The sequence below is a fragment of the Gracilibacillus sp. D59 genome, from assembly GCF_052246695.1.
In the GTDB taxonomy this organism is placed as follows: Bacteria; Bacillota; Bacilli; order Bacillales; family Amphibacillaceae; genus Gracilibacillus.
In genome coordinates this window covers 224,735-244,772 of sequence record NZ_JBQQCK010000005.1, presented here as the reverse complement: position 1 = coordinate 244,772, position 20,038 = coordinate 224,735, and the positions used below count along the sequence as shown (strand labels likewise).

Genomic DNA, 20,038 nt, shown 5'->3' with positions numbered 1-20,038 from the left:
TGAGTAATAAATAAATAATCTACATAAGGATGATTAAATGGCACCAAGAGAAGATAAAAAAGAAATCATTATTGATAATGCTGTAGCAGTATTTGCGGAAAAGGGGTATTATAAAGCAACAACTGCAATGGTTGCAAAAGCTGCAGGAGTGACGCAGCCATATGTATTTCACTTTTTTACAAACAAGGAAGAACTATTTAAAGCTGTTATTGATCGTGCTTTCAGCAGAATTTACGATACGTTTTCAGAAGTTCAAGCTCCTACTGATAAGTTAATTGAAACAATGGGTTGCGCGTTTGAACAAATTATTCAGACACACCGTGCTGAGGTGTTGATGGTCATGCAAGCACATGCAATTGCAGAGGCGGGAATTCGTGATCATGTTAAAAAACTGTTTCTTACTATTTTTGAATCCTTGACATTAAAATTTGAAAATGCAGGTATTTCAAATGCAAAACAGACAGCATCTCAATTTATAGGCACTGGTTTACTAATTACTGTTGCAGAAGTGTTGGATTTACCACAATTATTCGATAAAGATGATCATAACTAATAAGGAGTTTTATGTCTCCTTTTTTTACAACAAAATTTATTGATTAATCAATAAATTTTGTTGTAAAAATACTATTCGAAAGAAGGGATCATTCATGTTTAAGTTCATGAAGTTAAACCGAATTGAAAATGAACCGTCAGTAAAGTTGTTTGAAGGTGAACGTGGGCTTATTATTACAGGCTTAATTGGATTTATACTTTCATTAGGTATTGCCTTTTTCATCCTTTTTAAAGGGCATATTATGTTACCAGAAGGCAACATGAAGGATGCTTTTTCCTTTAATGCTGCTATTGGTATCTTTATAATATCCATAGCTGCGATTTTACCCCTTTCAAGATTTAGTGATCGAAAAAAGAAGGTAATACGGTGGTTTTTTATCGTGGCAAGTATTTATGGGTATGCCATTGAAACCGGTCAAAACTTTAGAGGAATTAATCCACGCTTTTCTCGCGTAGGTACGGAAATCGATATAGTTGCAGGAATTTTATTCGGGATTTTTTCTTTAGTACTTGTAGTTTTAGCGGTCATACTAATGATTCATTTCTTTCGAATAAAATCTCCTTATGAAAGACCATTGCTCATATTGGGGATTCGTTATGCCTTTCTCTCTGTATTTGCAGCCAATGTTGCTGGAATATGGATGATTTTGCTTCAAGACCGACTTACTGGAGATGCAGGTAATCTAATTGTACTTCATGGCATAGGGTTCCATGCACTGCAAACATTAATTTTGCCCGCTTGGCTTCTAGAGAACACTCAGGTAAATGACCAGATCAAAAATAGAGTACTCCACTTAGGAAGTATTGCTTGGTTATTCATGATTTTACTTATAGGGATTCAAACTGGGTTAGGTCGTTCCGTATTTGAGTTAACAATCTTGCCTATCATGGCAAGTGTAATATGTATAATTTGGCTTGGTTCAGTAATAAGTGCATTTGTGTTTTTTATTAAACCAAAACATGACAACCACTTATCAACAGATCAATCATCTGTTACACAGCAGAGTAGATAAACCAAAGTTTAAAATGAACTACCTCGACAGGGGGCAGTTCATTTTATTTTACTTCATTTTTTCATTTAAAAGCCACGCGTTCTTTCAGTACACGAACAGTTGCTAATGTCTCATCCTCTAACCCTTGAACTGGTAAACCTGAATTAATATTTTCAGATATATATTCTAGGTTTTCTTCAGAAATGATCTCACCTGGAATAAAAATAGGAATTCCGGGAGGATAGACCATTATTGATTCTGCACTTATTCTACCCGCAGAATCTTGTAAAGGAATCACTTCATATTCTGCATAAAAAGCATCTCTGGGGCTTACTGCCAGAATAGGGATATCCGCTACTGAAACTTTAACTTCTTGTTGGTTTGCATTTCCTTCATAATGCTGGGATAAATGTTTCAAGGCATTCATTAAAAACGATACATCATCATTGTTATCAGCAGGTGTTAAAATACACAAAATGTTATACATGTCAGATAATTCAACTTCTAATTGGTAGTTTTTCCTTAACCAGACTTCAGCATCATGTCCAGTTATTCCTAGATTTTTTACAGAGATAATAATTTTTGTCGGATCATAATCAAAGGTTGCTTCTGTTCCTAATAATTCTTCTCCAGGGCTATATAAATGAGGAATTTGATTAATTTCTTGTCTGACCAATTTAGCGTAATCTAATGTTTTGGATAACAAAGCTGTGCCATGCTGATATAAATATTTTCTCGCAACATCTAGAGATGCAAGCAGAATATAAGAGGTGGATGTAGTTGTTAACATCGACATAACCGTTTGGACACGATCATGATTTACGAGTCCTTCTCTGACATTTAGTACAGAACTTTGGGTAAGCGAACCACCTAGTTTGTGAACGCTAGTTGCAGCCATATCTGCACCTGCCTGCATTGCTGACAGTGGCAGTTTATCATGAAAATGAATATGCACACCATGAGCTTCATCAACTAACACCGGTACATTATAATGATGAGCAATATTTACGATCTGTTTTAAATCTGCAGCAATACCGAAATAGGTCGGATTGATAACAAGGACAGCTTTTGCATCAGGGTGTGCTTGTAATGCATTAGCTACTGCTTTAGGTGTTATACCATGTGAAATACCTAGTGTATGATCTAATTCAGGCTGAATAAATATAGGTATCGCACCGGAAAAAATAATAGCAGATGACACCGATTTATGAATATTTCTCGGTACGATTATTTTATCGCCAGGATTACATACGCTAAGAATCATCGTCATAATTGCACCACTTGTTCCTTGCACAGAAAAAAAGGTGTGATCAGCTCCGAAAGCTGTGGCAGCTAATTGTTGAGCTTCTTTGATCATTCCTCTAGGATGGTGTAAATCATCTAATGGTTCTATATTAATTAAATCAATAGCAAGTGCATTATAACCAATAAATTCTTGAAACATCGGATCCATTCCTTTACCAGCTTTATGTCCTGGAATATGGAATGCCTTAGGATCTTTATTTATATGCTGTAGTAAACCACTAAACAGTGGAGTATTATTCTGATTCATGCTTTCTGTTGATCTCCTTTATCATTTGAAATATAAAGCAAATGGTATTATAGCAAATCCGTCGTTGAATAGCTAGTTATATTGCTATACTTTCTAAAATGAACATGGTAAAATACGAGCGAAACTAATCGTGAGGTGTTTTAAATGAATTATAGTTATCCTATTGATGAATCATGGACGACTGAAGAAATTATCGCTGTCGTTAATTATTTTTCCTTAATTGAAAAAGCATATGAAAAAGGAGTCGAAAAGCAAGATTTGGTGGCAGCATACAATCGATATAAAGAGATTGTACCTTCTAAAAGTGAAGAAAAACAGCTAGATAAGCAATTCGAAAAACAATCTGGATATATTCCTTTCCGAGTCATCAAAAAGGCAAAAGATTTATCACCAAAAGATATTATCAAAATGTAATGTAGCCATTGAGAAACTGTATGATATATATATAAATCTTAAAGTGCTTGTCTTCGCGCACTTTAAGATTTAGGTTTAACTATTTGCAATTATTTAAAAAATAAATGAGTTACTTTATCATTTTGATTAAAGATCCATTGATGAACGATAAAGTGGAGCTAATGTCTGGAATGTCTCTTTAATAGTTTGTATTAGTTTATCTCCATCCCATAATAAAGGATCCTTTGCATCAAATCTCCGGCCGATTAAAAACTCAGCTTTTTTTACCTTTTTAAAACGCTCTAATCCCTTTTCTAGATCTATTTGAGAAAGGGGTGTAGCTTCATTTTTCATATGATCGAGTGATATATGGTAGTTTTCAGGAACAGTTTCCTTAATATCATTGATCTCGCTTATAAATTTCGCTGCGATTTCACTTTTGTGTGGTAATTCATAAATAAATGCTAACCAGATGAAAAGATTATCATCCCATAAACCAACTTGGAAATGTGGGTGTTTTTTATATCCGCGTTTGTTATGGCAATACGCTGACCAAGTATCGTTAGGTGGATTCACTGTACGTCTGGCATGTTTAGCGATGTGTAAATACATTTCACGTCCAGCTAATACATTTAAATCCGCTGCAATTTCTTCATATATACTTCTGAATTTTGGTTGAATTCGTTCTTGAATGGCCTCCATACGTTCATCAAGTCCATCAATCTGGAATGTTTCGAAATCTTTTTGTTGAAATCCATTAAATGTCATCATGTTCACCTTTCTATTTAATTAGTATCATTTTAATATTATATTAATTATTATCTAATTGCAAAGAAATAGTATACATTTTCAAATTAACTGAAAATTTGCTAAAATAGTAATTAGCCTAAGGAGAATGGAGGAAGGTTGATGGATGCAGGCACTCGGCAACAAATTTTTGAGGATGCAAAAAAATGGGTTTATCAAGCAGGTAAACAAATTCGTGATCAAATAGATGACCAATATCAAATTGATACTAAATCAGATGCAAATGACCTGGTAACCGCGGTAGATCGGTCAACAGAGCAATTTTTCGCTGAGAAAATCAGACAAAAATATCCTACTCACTCTATAGTTGGGGAAGAAGGCTATGGCGATAAGGTAGAATCTTTAGAAGGTACGATTTGGATTATTGATCCTATAGACGGCACAATGAATTTTGTGCATCAAAAACGAAATTTTGCAATTTCGATTGGTATTTTTCATGAAGGGATCGGAGAAATAGGTCTGATTTATAATGTAATGGAAGATGTATTATATAGTGGGAAAAAAGGTGAAGGCGCGTATCGAAATCAGGACAAGCTCCCACCATTGGGTGAACAGGTTAACCTGGAAACAAGTATTATAGCATTAAATAGTTCATTAGCGTGTGAGAATAAACGTATTAATGAAAAGAAAGTACAGCAATTAATTAAGGATAGTCGTGGTACAAGGTCATATGGTTCTGCGGCATTAGAATTTGCATTTGTAGCAGAAGGCATTATTGACGCTTATCTAACGATGAGATTAGCGCCTTGGGATTTTGCTGCAGGTCTGATCCTTGTTGAAGAAGTAGGTGGAATTACTATTCAAGCAAATGGTAAGCCTGTAAACCTTTTAGAAAATAACACCATTTTAACGTGTAATCAAAAGATAAAACAACAACTTCTTGATGAATATATTGAATTTAAATAACTAAAAAATACTAGCAGTCTTGTGATTGCTAGTATTTTTAACTGGTTTCTCTTTTCTTTAATGAAATACCGTATCCCATTAGTGCAAAACCAACCAGAAATGCAATGACGATAAACCAAATGCTTCTAAGTGCTACACCGACACCGGCAGCAGAAAATGCTAAGATCACACATATTGCTAAAAGCAATTTTGATAATTGAAAACTCATTCTGTCACCTCAAATAATTAGTTGTCATTCATAGCATACCATATCTTTAATAGAAATTGTATTTATCAAGGGATTAAAGTATAATAGATTTGTTTGAATGTAGAATTTGGAGGTTTCACATGCAAAGAGAAACAGTAATTCAAGTACCTGACGATCTATGGCCAGTGGCTGATTTTTTTATGAAAGGTTTAGGCGGGGAAGTAAATGTAGCAGACGAAGGTGAAATGGCTACCTTAATTAGAGGGTTTGTATTGCTTTACCTAACAGTTGTTATTTTCGCAATATTGGCATATAAATTTGGTTTTGCCAAAAAGTTACCACCTCTTAAATCATTCATTATTTATATCTTATTAATTATCGGGACATTCTTTTTAACGTTAATTTTCGGCCTGAATCTCCCGCTCGCTGAAAGTCTATTTATTATCGCAGTAGTAATGGGTGTCTATCGACTAAGGCTGTCCCAAGAACGAAAACAAAATAATAACAAAAAAGGCTGAGCAAAAACTGCTCAGCCTTTTCAATACCAAAATAAATAGTGATTCATTATTAATCCACTTTAATAAGGACGATGTACTGGTTGAAAGTACGTTTAATCCATATTATTAATACCCATTGGAGAACAAAAACCGTCATATTTATGATAAATATTGATCTTGTACTTCTTTTTTTCGATAAAGTTTAAAATTACCGGTTTTATGCCTTTTAATTGTATTATCTTCAATGCGCTTATCACACTCGGGACACATATATGTGTGTATTAGTCGATTACGCAATTTTTTAGCTTTGGTACAATCATTATCTATTTTATTTATTTTATCGCAAATCACACATTTTACTCGCATTGTTTCACCTCAATATAAACAAATACCTATTTCTCATTATTGTAACACAAATTTCACATTTACCATAGTTGTGAAATTAATGTTTTAGCCATTAATGTATGGGTATAGTTATAGTAACAAAAGATATGAAAGGATGAGAAAAATGCGTAAAAGAAATGTAGTTGGGATGATCGGAGCAGCAGGTATGGCTACTACATTATCCTTTGTATTAATGGATAAGTCTAAAAGAGAGATAATGATGAATAAATGGAATGAATGGAAAAAATCAGTGCAAAAAAATGATACTAGCTTACCGATTGAAGAAGCAGGAGATCCTGGTAAAGACAATTTAGAAAATTCCGATATGGTAGCTGAGGGATCTCAATTTGGAGTTAATTATTACAATAGAGTTAAACAATGAGAAGGGGCTGGGACAAATCAAAGCCGAATAAGATAATGAATTAAAATGTATAAAAAGGATTATGTGAAGTAACTGATGATGTGTAACTATTGAAGTGGTTATGTTGACATGTTTAAGATGCTTAAGAACCGCTCCGGCTTACCCAATTCGCTTTCCGAGGGGCGTGTATTTAGCTAACTTTTGTAAAGAAATTTACTATACAAAAATGGATCTTCAGATCACGTTGATCCCCACAAGAGTCGAAGCGGGAAGCCGGAGCGAATGTTTAGCATTTTAAACCATTTCAACATTGGCCCCAGAGTTACTGGGTCAATATCTTGTTATAACGCAATGGGAAAATCCGAACGATAACAATTCTAATCGTAGATTGTGTAATCGTTCGGACTTCATTTTGTCCCAGACTTTTTAAAGCAATGTTATGCATTAACATCACAACATGTATGAATGCATTTAACGATCTTTTTGGTGATTGGATTGCTCCTCATTAATTTTTTCAAGTTGCTGTTGTTCACCTTCATTGATAATTTGTTTATTTTGATCTGTATTATCCGACTGCTTTTCATTTAAAGGCAATTCTGGCATCCAACGACCCGTGATATTTGCTAATTCTTCAGTAATAGCCTCTATTGGATGACCCTCCTGTATTTTTTTGCCCATACCTTGTAATCGTTCATGTAAGTCAGCATCAGCTACAATAATTGCTTTTCTACCAAAAGGATCATGTTCTAATGCTTCCAACACAGAAAATTTAATCGATCCCACACGTGAACGGTCTAAATCTTCATCCACATCAATACTGACAATAACTCCACGATTAGTGATTAAAGCAGATGCATTATTAACATTTGGTACATTACTTGCCAGATTGGCGAGATATTGCGCTTTTTCTTGGTTATCCATATCATCAGTCGGTGTTGGATCAGAATTCTTTACTTGAACTGCACCAAAGTTATCTGAATTCTGAGCTAAATTATTATCTTGGACATCTTGCTGACAACCAATCAATAACATAAAAAAGCACAACAGATAAATGTATTTCATAAAAAATCCCTCCTTCTTCTCTGTATATTTTTTGTTGAAATTAATAAAATATACTATCGAGAAAGAAGAAAGGACAGAACTTTATATTATTTAAATTCAATAGCAATGATTCCCATTATCGGGTCATCCTGATTAGAACCATCTCCGAAATATAAATAAGCAGGTCCATGTTCTTTTATTTGTTTACCATCAATGGAAAATAATAATAAGGATGCTAATAATTCATCTATTGAAAGAGTATGTTCGTTATCTTCTGTTTTTAAAATAGCTACTGAGGCATTTTCATCTACTTCAGCAGTTTCTATAAATTCTTTGATCGGCATAAGATAGGAATGCTCTAACAATTCCTTTTTGTTATATTTTTTTATACTGTGATTTACTGGTGGCTTATTTAGTTTGCTATTTGATTCGATTACATCCTCATTTGGTACAGTAGAAGGTGTGAATGCCTCTTCTAATTTTATTTTTCTGTCATCAAAAATCCATACACTTGGGTCTAGTGTTATTGGATATTTCACATTACCCTTAATTTGAATGATCATTTAACTTCACCTCTTCATTTTTACGTTACTTCTTAGGATAGCAAACAATAGGAGAAAATGCATTCCACATCCACTATTTCTTATATTTTCATTTAGTCAGGAAAATCATTACATATAAAAACAGAAATTAATAGTCTTGTTATCTAGTGTAATCTTGCATTTTTGTTCGTTTCACGATAATATTAATAGTAGAAGTTTGTATACGGAGGGGATTAAGTTGATACCTGAAGTGGCTTTAAGTAAAGAGGAGCAAGCCTATGCCCTTCTAAAGGCAGATGCCGATAAAATATTGCAATTAATTAAAGTTCAGATAGATAATTTAACAATGCCACAGTGCCCATTGTATGAGGAAGTTCTGGATACACAAATGTTTGGTTTATCCAGAGAAATAGATTTTGCTGTAAGGTTAAATTTAATACGTGAAGAAGATGGAAAAACATTATTAGACAATCTTGAAAGACAGTTGAATGTCTTGCATGAGGCATCACAGAAAGCATAATAGGTTAACACTCGAAAAACTTTGTCTGGTTAGGCAAGGTTTTTGTATTTAAAGCAGATTTATATAAATGGTCCTATGTTAAAAGCTGACTTTAATATGCTAAAATGAGAATAATAATTTTAAAGATTCTGAGGTATTCGTTATGAAACAAAAAACAAAAACATTCGACTTCTTATTGATGATATCACCTTTATTATTATCTGCCTTTGGTGTAGTAATGATTTATAGTGCAAGTATGGTTACTTCTGTATTACAGGGTGACCCAGCCTATTCATTAGCTTTGAAACAAGGTACATGGTTAGCTATTGGCATAGTTGTATTTTTGTTTGCTAGCTATTTTAGATATACCTTGTATCTAAAGTTAACGAAATGGATTGTACTTTTAATGTTTATTGGCCTTCTGGCAGTTGAATTATTTGGTGTGACTATATACAATTCAAAATCTTGGTTGGCTATAGGTTCAATGTCAGCTCAGCCATCTGAGTTTGTTAAAATTGGTTTAATTATTTATTTATCTGCTATATATACAAAAAAACTGGCTTATATTGAAGATTTTTTTAAGGCGGTGTTGCCACCGTTAATAATAACTAGTGCTCTTTTAGCACTAATTATCAAGCAACCGGATGTAGGAACTGCAGCAATCGTTTTTGCTATTGCCTGTACCGTTATTTTTAGTTCAGGAATAAAGTTTAAACATTTATCTTTATTGATCTTAATAGGTTTAATTGTTTTACTTGCGGTAGGTTTTAATATGGTAACAGATGAAAAAATATCTAGGTTTACGGGGGCTTATCACCCATTTGAGGATCCTGATGATGGGGGTTATCAGCTTATTCAATCATACATAGCAATTGGTACAGGAGGTTTATCTGGGGTTGGAATCGGACAAGGTATCCAGAAGTTAGGTTATTTAACACAAGCAGAAAGTGATTTTATTATGGCTGTTATTTCAGAGGAACTAGGGTTATTTGGTGTGTTATTTGTACTAGTGAATTTATGCATTATTGTATTAAGAGGGCTATTTATAGCGAGGAAATGTGAGAATCCTTTTGGAAGTCTTCTAGCAATTGGGATATCTTCCATGGTAGGGATTCAAGCGGTAATTAATTTAGGTGCAATTAGTGGCTTATTACCGATTACAGGTGTACCTTTACCATTTGTGAGTGCAGGTGGATCGTCCTTGATAGTATTACTTTTCTCTGTGGGCATTTTAAATAATATTGCTCGACATGTAAATTATCAGCGATTTAATGAGGAAGCAGCAGTCACTGAAGAAAATAAGATTCCAAAAACTGCAACTTCAGGTAGGTTAAGAAAAAACTATTCATCATAAAAAAGCAAAGCCGATGAGGCTTTGCTTTTTCTTTTATATGTAAAGAATTGATAGAACTGAATGAATGATTGATCGTCGCTGCGAAAATACTCCCTTTACGGGAACTCAGGCTTTTAGCTAATTTGGCAACGAAAAGCACTTTACCAAGTGGATCTTCATCTCGTGAGTCTCCCTAGGAGTGTCGTATTGTTCTGCAGCTTAGAAATAGTGTTCTGATAACGTGAAAGGAAACACAAGGAATATAAATCTTACCGCAATCAGAAATAGATATCTTCAAAATATCCATCGTGAGTAATTTGATGATTTATCTCATTTTTTTAGTGTTTTTTTTATGCTCCGGTAAGATAATAATAAGTAGTAACATAATAATCCGAAAAACAATGTAATAAATAATGCATGTAACAGTGCGATAAACAGGTTACCGGTTGTGAAAATAACAAGTGCACCTAACATCACTTGAATGGTAATGAAGGTAGTTGCGATACCCCAGCCTTGTTTCATTACTCGACTATTCCGGTAATGCCGTCTGATCTTGAAAAAAATCACCCATGTCCAAACAAATGCGATTCCAGCTAGCACCCTGTGTCCCATATGTACCCATTGACCTAAATGATAGTCCAAACTCAGAGGTTGACCACCATCACAAAAGGGCCAACTAGTACATGCCAGGCTCGAATCCATATGCCTAACCAGAGCGCCTGTATAGACAACTACCATAATGTAAATAGTTAACCAGACAAATTGTTTGCGAAATGATGAAGAAATGATCAATGAATCGGCATCAAACTTTTGGTCGACTTCAAATATTAACAATGTTAACAGTAATACAGCAGCAAATGATATTAAGGAAATGCCAAAGTGTAAAGCTAAAATGAAGTCAGATTGCGACCACAAAACTGCTGCTGCCCCAATTAAGCCTTGTGCGACAAGAAAAAAGATAGAGACAAATGCCAAAAACTTTGTTTCGCGAATATGTCCGATTTTCTTCCATGAAATAATGGATAATAGCAGAACTAATAGTCCTGCACCTGATGATACAATACGATGACTTAGCTCAATGAGCATTTCCATTGACCAAGCACCATAACAGAAGGGCCAATTAGCACCACAGCCCATTCCAGATTCTGTTTTTGTTACTAATGCACCACCTACAAGAACGAAAATCATCGCTAATGTTGATAATACTGATAAATATTTTAGAAATTTCATCATTACTACACCTCAATAAACTTTAGATCATTCTACTAAGATTCTTTCTGCCTATCCTTTCTTAGATAATATAAGAAGCTTAACACTTTACTTTATTGAAAAAAACTCTTGCAAAGTATTTATGTATTATGCTAGAAATAAATAGGGTATAGTAGAATGAAGTGAAATCAAAATCTTATTTATTATAACAAATAAAACTATATTCGTGTCGACTAAGTACTTTTTGAATTGATTGTTCACAGAAATGTCAAATTTCAAAATCAATAGTCGACATAAATAGCGAAGCACTAAAATACATGGTACAATATCATTGTTTGAAAGTTTATAATGGATAAGTATTGTGTAAAATTAGCAAACTTTTATGTTTTGAAATGATGGAAAGGAGGTAACAAATAAGATGGATAAAATGGGGTTTTCTTCGAATGAACCGATTTTGTCAACAAATACAGATGGATATTTGTATAAATGGTCTGAACTAAAATCATTGATAAAAGTCGGTATTATAAATTCGAATACAATGACTGCATTTGCAGGATTTTGGTTAGCCTTATTCTATACAGGTGCCTCCTTATCTCAATACTGGCATGTTTTATTAGTAACACTTGTAGGTACAGCATTTGTAATAGCTGGTGGATGTGTCATTAATAATTATTATGACAGAGACATTGATCAGGTGATGCAAAGAACAAAAAAACGCCCTACAGTAACTGGAACTATCGATTTATCACATATATTAATTATTGGTATTTCGTTATCAGTAGTAGGTGTATTAATATTGTCTTTAGCTTCTGTTCAAACAGCAATTTTTGGTTTGATCGGTTGGTTTAGCTATGTCGTATTATATACTATGTGGTCGAAGCGTCGATATACGATCAATACCGCGATTGGAAGTTTATCGGGGGCAATACCTCCTCTAATCGGATGGTCAGCAGTTGACCCTGATTTGCATGTTATAGCTTGGATGTTGTTTTTGCTGATTTTTATATGGCAAACTCCGCATTTTCTTGCTATAGCGATGAAGAAGGTGGATGATTATCGAGATGCTAACGTACCAATGTTACCAGTAGTACATGGATTCGACATTACAAAACGACAAATGATTGTTTATGTAGTATGTTTATTACCGATCCCTTTTTTATTACATGAATTAGGATTTATTTTTGTCCTGTTAGGGACAATATTAAATATAGGTTGGTTAGCCTTAGCAATAAAAGGGTTATTCACTATTGAAAATAAAAAGTGGTCCAACCAAATGTTTATTTATTCGTTACTTTATTTAACAATTATTTTCTTTTCGATGATTATTATAACTTTACCGGGAAATTTGTTATAATGATGTAAATTTTGTAAGTAGAACTTGATTTAATTCAAGTTTTTCTAATAATAAATTAAGTTAAAAAGAAAGAGAGGGTTAAACATGAAAGATTGGATGGGAAAAATCCGAACTCTGTCATTATTTTCTTTTTTGGTAATCATACTTTCAGCGTGCGGTAAAGACAATTTAACTGCATTAGTACCAAAAGGATATGGGGCAGAGCAATCATTGAATGTCATTATCATTTCAATACTTGTAATGATTGTGGTCTTTGTTGTCGTAATGGCTATTTATGTGTATGTCATTCTAAAATATCGCCAGAGAAAAGGGCAAGAAGATCATATTCCTAAGCAAACAGAAGGGAATAAAACGTTAGAAGTGGTTTGGACAGTTATTCCAATATTACTATTAATTATTATTGCTGTTCCGACTATTGCTAGTACATATGATTTAGCAGATGAATCAGCGAAAGAAGACAGTATTAATGTCAATGTAACAGGTATGCAATTCTGGTGGAATTTCGAATATGCAAATGAGGAAATTCAAACGAGCCAGGAACTTTATATTCCTGTGGACGAAAAAATCTATCTAAACATGATGTCCAGTGATGTAATTCACTCGTTCTGGGTACCGTCCATTTCAGGTAAAATGGATGTTAGTCCCGAAAACGAAAACACAATGTACATTGAAGCTTATGAAGAAGGCGTTTACTGGGGTAAATGTACAGAGTTCTGTGGTGATTCTCACTCATTAATGGACTTTAAAATTGTAGTAGTAAGTCAAGAAGAATATGATCAGTGGGTAGAGGGTATGAAAAATACTGATCCTGAATACACAGCTAAGACTGCTACTGCTCAAGAAGGGCAACAATTATTTGAAAATAGTTGTTTAAGCTGTCACGCGATAGACGCAAGTGCGAACCATCCAGTTATCGCTCCTAACTTAGCAGATTTTGGTAACCGTACAAAGGTTGCTGGAATTAGTGACTTCAGTAAAGAAGAAATAGTTAGATGGATTGTTAATCCTGGAGAAGTAAAACCAGGCAATGGTATGTTAGATGCACCATATCTTAAGGATAATTCAATTGGTGAAGCAGAAGCGGAAAAAATCGCTGATTTCTTAATGGAATTAAAAGCAACTGACAAACCAGTAGACAGTGTTCAACAATTTAGAGAAAACGAAGCAAAAGATAACTAAAGGGAGGTTAACTTAACGTGAGTACTATGGTAGCTACAAACAAAAAAAGCCTCGGTGCCACTTTATGGGATTACTTAACAACAGTAGACCATAAAAAGATTGCTATTATGTACCTAATAGCTGGTGGTTTCTTCTTTATCGTTGGTGGTTTAGAAGCATTAGCTATTAGATGGCAATTAGTAAAACCGATGAACGACTTTGTAAGTGCAGGTTTTTATAACGAGTTAATCACAATGCACGGTACAACGATGATATTTCTGGCAGCAATGCCGTTAATCTTTGCATTTATGAACGCGGTAGTGCCTTTACAAATCGGGGCACGTGATGTTGCATTCCCGTTTATAAACTCATTAGGTTTCTGGTTATTCTTATTTGGTGGAATTATGCTAAATGTAGGTTGGTTTACCGGTGGAGCAGCAGATGCTGGATGGACAGCATATGCGCCGCTTTCTACTACTTCATTGGGAGAAGGGGTAGACTACTATGTATTAGGTCTGCAGATTTCAGGTGCAGGTACTTTAATGGGTGGTATTAACTTCCTTGTAACCATTGTAAATATGCGTGCTCCAGGTATGACTTATATGAGAATGCCATTATTCACATGGACTGCTTTTGTTGCAAGTGCACTAATACTATTTGCATTTCCAGCATTAACAGTAGGTTTATTCTTAATGATGTTTGACCGATTATTTGATGCTGCGTTCTTTGATCCTGCAATGGGTGGTAATGCTGTTATTTGGCAACACTTGTTCTGGATTTTCGGGCATCCGGAAGTTTATATATTGGCTTTGCCTGCTTTCGGTATTTTTAGTGAAATTATTTCAACTTTTTCTAAGAAACGTTTATTCGGTTATACGGCAATGGTTTTTGCAACTGTGTTAATTGGTTTCTTAGGCTTTATGGTGTGGGCTCACCACATGTTTACAGTAGGTTTGGGTCCTGCGGCAAACTCTATTTTTGCTGTTGCCACTATGGCGATTGCAGTTCCGACAGGTATTAAGATCTTTAACTGGTTATTCACTCTTTGGGGTGGAAATATCCAAATTAATACTCCAATGTTATGGGCGTTAGGTTTTATTCCAACATTTACTTTGGGTGGTATGACGGGGGTTATGGTTGCAGCTGCATCCGCAGACTTCCAATATCATGATACGTATTTCGTTGTAGCCCACTTCCACTATGTAATTGTTGGTGGGGTAGTATTTGCACTACTTGCCGGTACCCACTACTGGTGGCCGAAAATGTTTGGTACTGTTTTAGATGACAAATTAGGGAAAATTACTTTCTGGTTATTCTTTATAGGTTTCCATCTTACATTCTTTATCCAACACTTCTTAGGATTAATGGGTATGCCTAGACGTTATTGGGTATATTTAGAAGGTCAGGGTCTGGATTTAGGAAACTTGATCAGTACAATGGGTGCTTTCTTAATGGGAATTGGTACGATTGTCTTATTGATAAATATTATTAAGACTTCCGTAAAAAATGAAAAAGTAGGTGGAGATCCTTGGGATGGACGTACATTGGAATGGGCGATGCCATCACCACCTCCATTCTATAACTTTAAACAATTACCGTTAGTTCGTGGTTTAGATCCATTATGGGTCGAAAAAACTGAAGGAAGAAAAGGTATGACACCTGCAGAACCGATTACAGATATTCACATGCCAAATAATTCATTATTACCATTTATAATGTCATTAGGTTTATTTATTGCAGGTTTAGGTTTCATTTATCAGAAACATGATTTATCATGGTTAATCGTAATATTTATTGGTATGGGTATCACACTAGGATGTATGTTAGTAAGATCTGTTAAAGATGACCTAGGTTACCATATCCATAAAGAAGATTTGAAGAAGGAGGCAGAGGAATAATGAGTGAACATGATGTATTAAATCCAAAACATATGCCTCATGATCCTGAAAAAGCCACCTTAGAAGGTAAAAACAAATTTATGGGTTTTTGGTTTTTCCTAGGTGGAGAAACTGTGCTATTTGCTAGTTTATTTGGTACTTATTTAGCACTAAATGATTCGACAAATGGTGGAAGTTCATCGGAAGAACTATTTGGACTTGAGTTAGTTTTTATCATGACAATGTTACTTTTAACAAGTTCGTTAACTAGTGTTTATGCAATGTACCATATGAAAAATCATGCTTTTAAAAAGATGCAGATCTGGTTAGGAATTACAGTTGCTCTTGGTCTTGGTTTCCTTGGCTGTGAATTGTATGAGTTTTATCATTATATTCATGGAGAACACTTTACATTGAGATCTTCTGCATTTGGATCAGCATTCTATACACTAGTTGGTTTCCATGGAGGTCACGTTGTCTTTGGTCTATTATGGATCGTAACGCTTATGATTCGAAATGCGCGTAGAGGGTTAAACTTATACAACGCACCTAAATTCTATATCGCTAGCCTTTACTGGCACTTTATTGACGTTGTATGGGTATTTATCTTTACAGTAGTTTATCTCATGGGGGTGCTTTAATAAATGGCTGACAAAGTATCTGAAGCTACTGAACAATTTGATTTTGAAAAACAAAAAAGAAAAGATGAAATGAAGCAACAAGTTATAACATTTGCTTTAATGATTATTTTCACAATCGTTGCCTTTGCAATGGTTGAAGCAGAGTTGGATAGACTTTTTGTTATTCCAGTATTATTGGTTCTAGCAGCTATCCAAGTCGGCTTTCAAGTTTATTACTTTATGCATATGAGTCATAAAGGCCATGAACTACCAGCATTAATGTTTTATGGCGGTGTGTTTGCGGCATTTTTAACTATTTTGGCACTAGTAGCGTTAGCTTGGTGGTAAAATTGCAAAAAAGCTTGAGATGTAAATTAATACTTCTCAAGCTTTTTTATGTGGCTAAGTGTGATTATCCTTTCTTGTTCATTAAATTGTTAAAAAGATAATATTTAATATGCTTTTTAATAAATGATATGTTAGGTATAATAAGAAATAGTGGTTACGATACAAAATGGAGTGATTAACATGTGGCAAAACATGCAAATATTTGGTTTTCGTGCATTATGGAGTCCATACTATGTTTTATTTTTACTTAGTTTAGCTGCTCTTTATTTCTTATTTTTTGTAAATCGAAAAGATAATAAAAAAGCAGAACCAATACAAATATTATATTTTTACAGTGGTTTAATTTTACTTTATATTATTAAAGGGTCTCCAGTAGATTTATTATCTCATATCATGTTTACGGCTCACATGATACAGATGGCGTTGTATTTTTTACTATTTCCGATTCTGATTATCAAAGGAATACCGGTATGGGTGTGGAGAAAAGTATTTAATTTTACGATAATTGGCCCGACATTGCATCTATTAACAAAGCCTTTGATCGCTTTAATCTTATTTAATGGATTATTTTCTATCTACCATATTCCAGTCGTTTTCGATTATGCTAAAGCAAATGAACTTTCACATGTACTAATTACTTTAGCAATATTAGTTGCTGCCTTTATTGTATGGTGGCCAATCTTTAGTCCAATAAAAGAAATGGACACAATGTCACCTTTACTTAAGCTTGGTTATATAGCTGCAAATGGTATATTGATAACGCCTGCTTGTGCACTTATCATCTTTGCTACTACAAGCGTTTATTCAACATATAGCGCCACTGGCGGCTGGGTACAAGCGTTGGCTTTATGTGTTCCAGGAGATGTATTAAGTGGTCTGTCATTAAGTGGACCAGAAATGTTCTCACCATTAGGAATATTAGAAGACCAGCAACTCGGCGGAATTGTAATGAAAATAACGCAAGAAATTATCTATGGTGTGATCTTAGCTCGTATTTTCTTTCCATGGTTTAGAAGTGGTGCTGAAAAAGTAGACCCGTTACCGACTAATCAGAATACAGAACAAATATAGTGGGGGAAGGATTGGATCTGATGGAATTATTACCAACATTAAGCACGTTTTTTATTATATTAAGTGCGATACTTGTTGCTATCGGGTGGAGATTAGTAATTAAAAGGCAATACAAAGCACATAAAAAAGTGATGATAGCAGGTGCTCTAAGTGCTCTAACTTTTTTTATTATTTATATGTCCAGAACAATTTTTGTTGGAAATACTAGTTTTGGTGGCCCAGAGGAATTAGAGATTTACTATACTGTATTTTTGATTTTTCATATTATGTTAGCAACTACTGGAGCAATCTTTGGTGTGGTAACTCTAATATTGGCATTCAAACGAAATATTAAAAAGCATCGAAAAATAGGGCCAGTGACAAGCGTTATATGGTTTTTTAGTGCGATCACTGGGGTAATTGTATATTTATTATTATATGTCTTCTATGATGGCGGAAAAACAACTAGTTTATTAAAGGCAATATTAGGTACATAAAAAATCCGAGCATTAGCTCGGATTTTTTATGTCTTGTAATTAAACTAGCTTCCATACTTCCTCAGTAGCAAATTAACCTACCGCTGAAACTTCAGTTCGCACTCTTCCCCTAAGAGTGTCGCATTTTCCTTCTCCTATAGCGAAGGTTTATCTTTTATCAATTCAAGAATGGAAGGATGTAAATCCTTAATAGCTAAATCAGAAAACACTTTATAAAAATGATGAAAGTAGATTTTACTCAAGTATTAGCATATATAATTTTTGCTGTGTTCGATATTGTTATACTTTGAAATTCGTCTTTATTATACCTGCTTCTTTTGCTGAGTTAAAGGCTATTACAAGTAACGGTCCAACAATAAACCCTAGGATACCTAATAACTTTAAGCCTATGTACATTGCAATAAGCGTAGCAAGAGGAGATAAGCCAATATGTTTTCCCATTACTTTTGGTTCTACTGTTCTCCTAATGGCAAGAAGAATTATAGCCAAAATAGCTAATTGCCCACCAATAAATAAATCCCCTGTTATTAGCATATAAAGAGACCATGGACCTAATATAGCAATCGAACCGATAATAGGTATGAAGTCTATAATCCAAATAATTAAGGACATAATGAGCGCATACTCAGGAACGATAATGTAAAGGCCGATGAGAGTGACTATAAAAATGACGATACTTACTAAAAACTGTGCCTTAAAAAAGCCTAAAATGACATAAGATAAACGATCGTTCATAAATTTTACTTTATCTGCTGTGCTTTCTTTTAAATGGCTATATGCGATTGCTTTTAAACGAGGAATTTCCAGCATAAACAGAAATAACGCAATTAAATAAACGATAAAACTGACGAGGTAGTCTGGTATTTTACTAGCCACTTTGGCAATATCCTCAATCTGTAACATTTCCCTAACATTATTACTTAAAGAAGTTGTAGTAGACTGTATTTGTGTTTTTACTTCTTCTATAAGTTCTGCTGGTAAATCTTCTGAAAAATGATCTAAATCCTTTTCCCATTCAAGCACTTGGTCTTTTAATTGGATAATGTATGTTGGTACATTTTCAGCGAAATTTATGACTTGACCGATTATTTTAGTAACTGCATATGTTCCAATTGTACTAATGATTAAGATAAATAATAAAAACACAATTGTAACAGCAAGCTTACGATTTAATTTGAATTTTTTGATAAACCATCTTACTATTGGGTTTAGTATTAATGCTGTGATAAATGCTAATATAAGGGGAATCGAGACTGGCAAGATAAAAATTGCTACTAAAAGTAATAATAGAATTACAAAAAATAATTTGATATGTTTTTTACTGAGATTTTTCATTTAGGTATTATCGAAACTCCTTTCAACATCATAGGTGAACCATACCGCCTTATGAAAAACGGCTGTATTCCGAATACAGCCGTTTTTATTAGGAATGTGGACCATTACTTAATAAACGGTTCCATATAGTCTTTTGCATTTTGTAACAATTTTGTTGCTCTCTCAACAGTAGATGGAGGAAACTCTTCCTTTTCACCGTATTCAACGCCGTGAGGATAGTAATGTTTCCCTAATAATGGTGCTAACAATTTGATTACTGCATCACCTTTATCAACATCGCCCTCAACTGCATAGCCTTGTACTCTTATGTAATATGTGATGTTCTTCTCAGGAGAGCCAATTTTATAATCGTATGTAACACGTTCATAGTCCCACTGATCTGCTCGGATAAAGTTAGCTTTTGCCATCGCGTGATCTAATGGTTTTAAATCAATCAATACATCTTCTATTTCTGTGTTTGTAAATTTCATTACTTTCACCTCATCTAAAATTATCACTAATCCTATAATAGTATGAAATGCTAAAAGATGCAATTTAAAAAAGT

24 protein-coding genes are annotated in these 20,038 nt (G+C 34.2%); 15 read left to right on the top strand and 9 right to left on the bottom strand.

The annotated features are described in order from the left end of the window. Window positions 1-37: 37 nt before the first annotated feature. Window positions 38-553, top strand: a complete 516-nt coding sequence (locus tag ACTWP4_RS11215; RefSeq protein WP_443128847.1) for a TetR/AcrR family transcriptional regulator — start codon at window positions 38-40, stop codon at window positions 551-553. A 94-nt stretch (window positions 554-647) separates the two neighbouring features. After that, the gene (locus tag ACTWP4_RS11210; RefSeq protein WP_443128846.1) at window positions 648-1,565 is read left to right on the top strand and encodes a hypothetical protein; all 918 of its coding nucleotides are present in this window, start codon (window positions 648-650) and stop codon (window positions 1,563-1,565) included. 61 nt (window positions 1,566-1,626) lie between these two features. Here the strand turns inward: ACTWP4_RS11210 and ACTWP4_RS11205 are convergent, their stop codons facing one another. Next, entirely contained in the window at window positions 1,627-3,096 is a 1,470-nt protein-coding gene (locus ACTWP4_RS11205; RefSeq protein ID WP_443128845.1) for an aminotransferase class I/II-fold pyridoxal phosphate-dependent enzyme, read from the bottom strand. Window positions 3,097-3,240: 144 nt separating this feature from the next. Between ACTWP4_RS11205 and ACTWP4_RS11200 the strand changes: the two genes are divergently transcribed. Beyond that, on the top strand, window positions 3,241-3,510 hold the full coding sequence (locus tag ACTWP4_RS11200; RefSeq protein ID WP_443128844.1) for a UPF0223 family protein: 270 nt from the start codon (window positions 3,241-3,243) through the stop codon (window positions 3,508-3,510). 126 nt (window positions 3,511-3,636) lie between these two features. Here the strand turns inward: ACTWP4_RS11200 and ACTWP4_RS11195 are convergent, their stop codons facing one another. Continuing rightward, window positions 3,637-4,257, bottom strand: coding sequence for a YktB family protein (locus ACTWP4_RS11195; protein ID WP_443128843.1), 621 nt, complete (start codon window positions 4,255-4,257; stop codon window positions 3,637-3,639). A gap of 141 nt (window positions 4,258-4,398) precedes the next feature. On the opposite strand from ACTWP4_RS11195, the gene ACTWP4_RS11190 reads away from it, so the two are divergent. Beyond that, the gene (locus ACTWP4_RS11190) at window positions 4,399-5,202 is read left to right on the top strand and encodes an inositol monophosphatase family protein (protein WP_443128842.1); all 804 of its coding nucleotides are present in this window, start codon (window positions 4,399-4,401) and stop codon (window positions 5,200-5,202) included. 37 nt (window positions 5,203-5,239) lie between these two features. Here the strand turns inward: ACTWP4_RS11190 and ACTWP4_RS11185 are convergent, their stop codons facing one another. Continuing rightward, complete coding sequence (locus ACTWP4_RS11185) at window positions 5,240-5,410, bottom strand: DUF5325 family protein (protein ID WP_443128841.1); 171 nt, start codon at window positions 5,408-5,410, stop codon at window positions 5,240-5,242. A 119-nt stretch (window positions 5,411-5,529) separates the two neighbouring features. On the opposite strand from ACTWP4_RS11185, the gene ACTWP4_RS11180 reads away from it, so the two are divergent. Continuing rightward, on the top strand, window positions 5,530-5,907 hold the full coding sequence (locus tag ACTWP4_RS11180) for a YlaH-like family protein (RefSeq protein ID WP_443128840.1): 378 nt from the start codon (window positions 5,530-5,532) through the stop codon (window positions 5,905-5,907). 138 nt (window positions 5,908-6,045) lie between these two features. On the opposite strand, the gene ACTWP4_RS11175 is transcribed toward ACTWP4_RS11180, so the two are convergent. Then, complete coding sequence (locus ACTWP4_RS11175) at window positions 6,046-6,252, bottom strand: YlaI family protein (protein WP_443128839.1); 207 nt, start codon at window positions 6,250-6,252, stop codon at window positions 6,046-6,048. A gap of 142 nt (window positions 6,253-6,394) precedes the next feature. Here ACTWP4_RS11175 and ACTWP4_RS11170 point away from each other — a divergent pair, with 142 nt between their 5' ends. Further along, complete coding sequence (locus ACTWP4_RS11170; RefSeq protein ID WP_443128838.1) at window positions 6,395-6,652, top strand: hypothetical protein; 258 nt, start codon at window positions 6,395-6,397, stop codon at window positions 6,650-6,652. A 450-nt stretch (window positions 6,653-7,102) separates the two neighbouring features. Here the strand turns inward: ACTWP4_RS11170 and ACTWP4_RS11165 are convergent, their stop codons facing one another. Continuing rightward, a complete protein-coding gene (locus tag ACTWP4_RS11165; protein ID WP_443128837.1) occupies window positions 7,103-7,693 on the bottom strand; it encodes a YhcN/YlaJ family sporulation lipoprotein in 591 nt (196 codons plus the stop codon). Window positions 7,694-7,779: 86 nt separating this feature from the next. Further along, window positions 7,780-8,235, bottom strand: a complete 456-nt coding sequence (locus ACTWP4_RS11160) for a hypothetical protein (protein ID WP_443128836.1) — start codon at window positions 8,233-8,235, stop codon at window positions 7,780-7,782. 217 nt (window positions 8,236-8,452) lie between these two features. Here ACTWP4_RS11160 and ACTWP4_RS11155 point away from each other — a divergent pair, with 217 nt between their 5' ends. Together ACTWP4_RS11155 and ACTWP4_RS11150 are read left to right on the top strand one after the other, a co-directional pair. Further along, window positions 8,453-8,734, top strand: a complete 282-nt coding sequence (locus ACTWP4_RS11155) for a YlaN family protein (protein WP_443128835.1) — start codon at window positions 8,453-8,455, stop codon at window positions 8,732-8,734. 142 nt (window positions 8,735-8,876) lie between these two features. Continuing rightward, entirely contained in the window at window positions 8,877-10,067 is a 1,191-nt protein-coding gene (locus ACTWP4_RS11150) for an FtsW/RodA/SpoVE family cell cycle protein (protein WP_443128834.1), read from the top strand. A 309-nt stretch (window positions 10,068-10,376) separates the two neighbouring features. Here the strand turns inward: ACTWP4_RS11150 and ACTWP4_RS11145 are convergent, their stop codons facing one another. Beyond that, window positions 10,377-11,276, bottom strand: coding sequence for a COX15/CtaA family protein (locus tag ACTWP4_RS11145; RefSeq protein ID WP_443128833.1), 900 nt, complete (start codon window positions 11,274-11,276; stop codon window positions 10,377-10,379). 397 nt (window positions 11,277-11,673) lie between these two features. Here ACTWP4_RS11145 and cyoE point away from each other — a divergent pair, with 397 nt between their 5' ends. The 7 genes from cyoE (at window position 11,674) to ACTWP4_RS11110 (ending at window position 18,159) form a co-directional block, all read left to right on the top strand. Further along, entirely contained in the window at window positions 11,674-12,609 is a 936-nt protein-coding gene (gene cyoE / locus ACTWP4_RS11140; protein WP_443128832.1) for a heme o synthase, read from the top strand. Between the two features lie 84 nt (window positions 12,610-12,693). Further along, window positions 12,694-13,788 (top strand): cytochrome c oxidase subunit II, encoded by a 1,095-nt coding sequence (coxB, locus tag ACTWP4_RS11135; protein WP_443128831.1) that lies wholly within the window; start codon window positions 12,694-12,696, stop codon window positions 13,786-13,788. 26 nt (window positions 13,789-13,814) lie between these two features. Further along, on the top strand, window positions 13,815-15,665 hold the full coding sequence (ctaD, locus tag ACTWP4_RS11130) for a cytochrome c oxidase subunit I (protein WP_443128908.1): 1,851 nt from the start codon (window positions 13,815-13,817) through the stop codon (window positions 15,663-15,665). Next, window positions 15,665-16,285: a cytochrome (ubi)quinol oxidase subunit III gene (locus tag ACTWP4_RS11125; RefSeq protein ID WP_443128830.1), complete on the top strand. Its 621-nt coding sequence runs from the start codon at window positions 15,665-15,667 to the stop codon at window positions 16,283-16,285. The genes ctaD and ACTWP4_RS11125 overlap by 1 nt, the downstream gene beginning before the upstream one ends. Window positions 16,286-16,288: 3 nt before the next feature. Next, window positions 16,289-16,612 (top strand): cytochrome c oxidase subunit IVB, encoded by a 324-nt coding sequence (gene ctaF, locus ACTWP4_RS11120; RefSeq protein ID WP_443128829.1) that lies wholly within the window; start codon window positions 16,289-16,291, stop codon window positions 16,610-16,612. 180 nt (window positions 16,613-16,792) lie between these two features. Beyond that, entirely contained in the window at window positions 16,793-17,683 is an 891-nt protein-coding gene (ctaG, locus tag ACTWP4_RS11115) for a cytochrome c oxidase assembly factor CtaG (RefSeq protein ID WP_443128828.1), read from the top strand. 20 nt (window positions 17,684-17,703) lie between these two features. Continuing rightward, window positions 17,704-18,159, top strand: coding sequence for a DUF420 domain-containing protein (locus ACTWP4_RS11110; protein WP_443128827.1), 456 nt, complete (start codon window positions 17,704-17,706; stop codon window positions 18,157-18,159). Window positions 18,160-18,438: 279 nt separating this feature from the next. Here ACTWP4_RS11110 and ytvI read toward each other — a convergent pair whose 3' ends face one another. Both ytvI and ACTWP4_RS11100 read right to left on the bottom strand, forming a co-directional pair. Then, window positions 18,439-19,494, bottom strand: coding sequence for a sporulation integral membrane protein YtvI (gene ytvI / locus ACTWP4_RS11105; protein ID WP_443128826.1), 1,056 nt, complete (start codon window positions 19,492-19,494; stop codon window positions 18,439-18,441). Between the two features lie 104 nt (window positions 19,495-19,598). After that, window positions 19,599-19,964: a YugN family protein gene (locus ACTWP4_RS11100; protein ID WP_443128825.1), complete on the bottom strand. Its 366-nt coding sequence runs from the start codon at window positions 19,962-19,964 to the stop codon at window positions 19,599-19,601. Window positions 19,965-20,038: the final 74 nt, after the last annotated feature.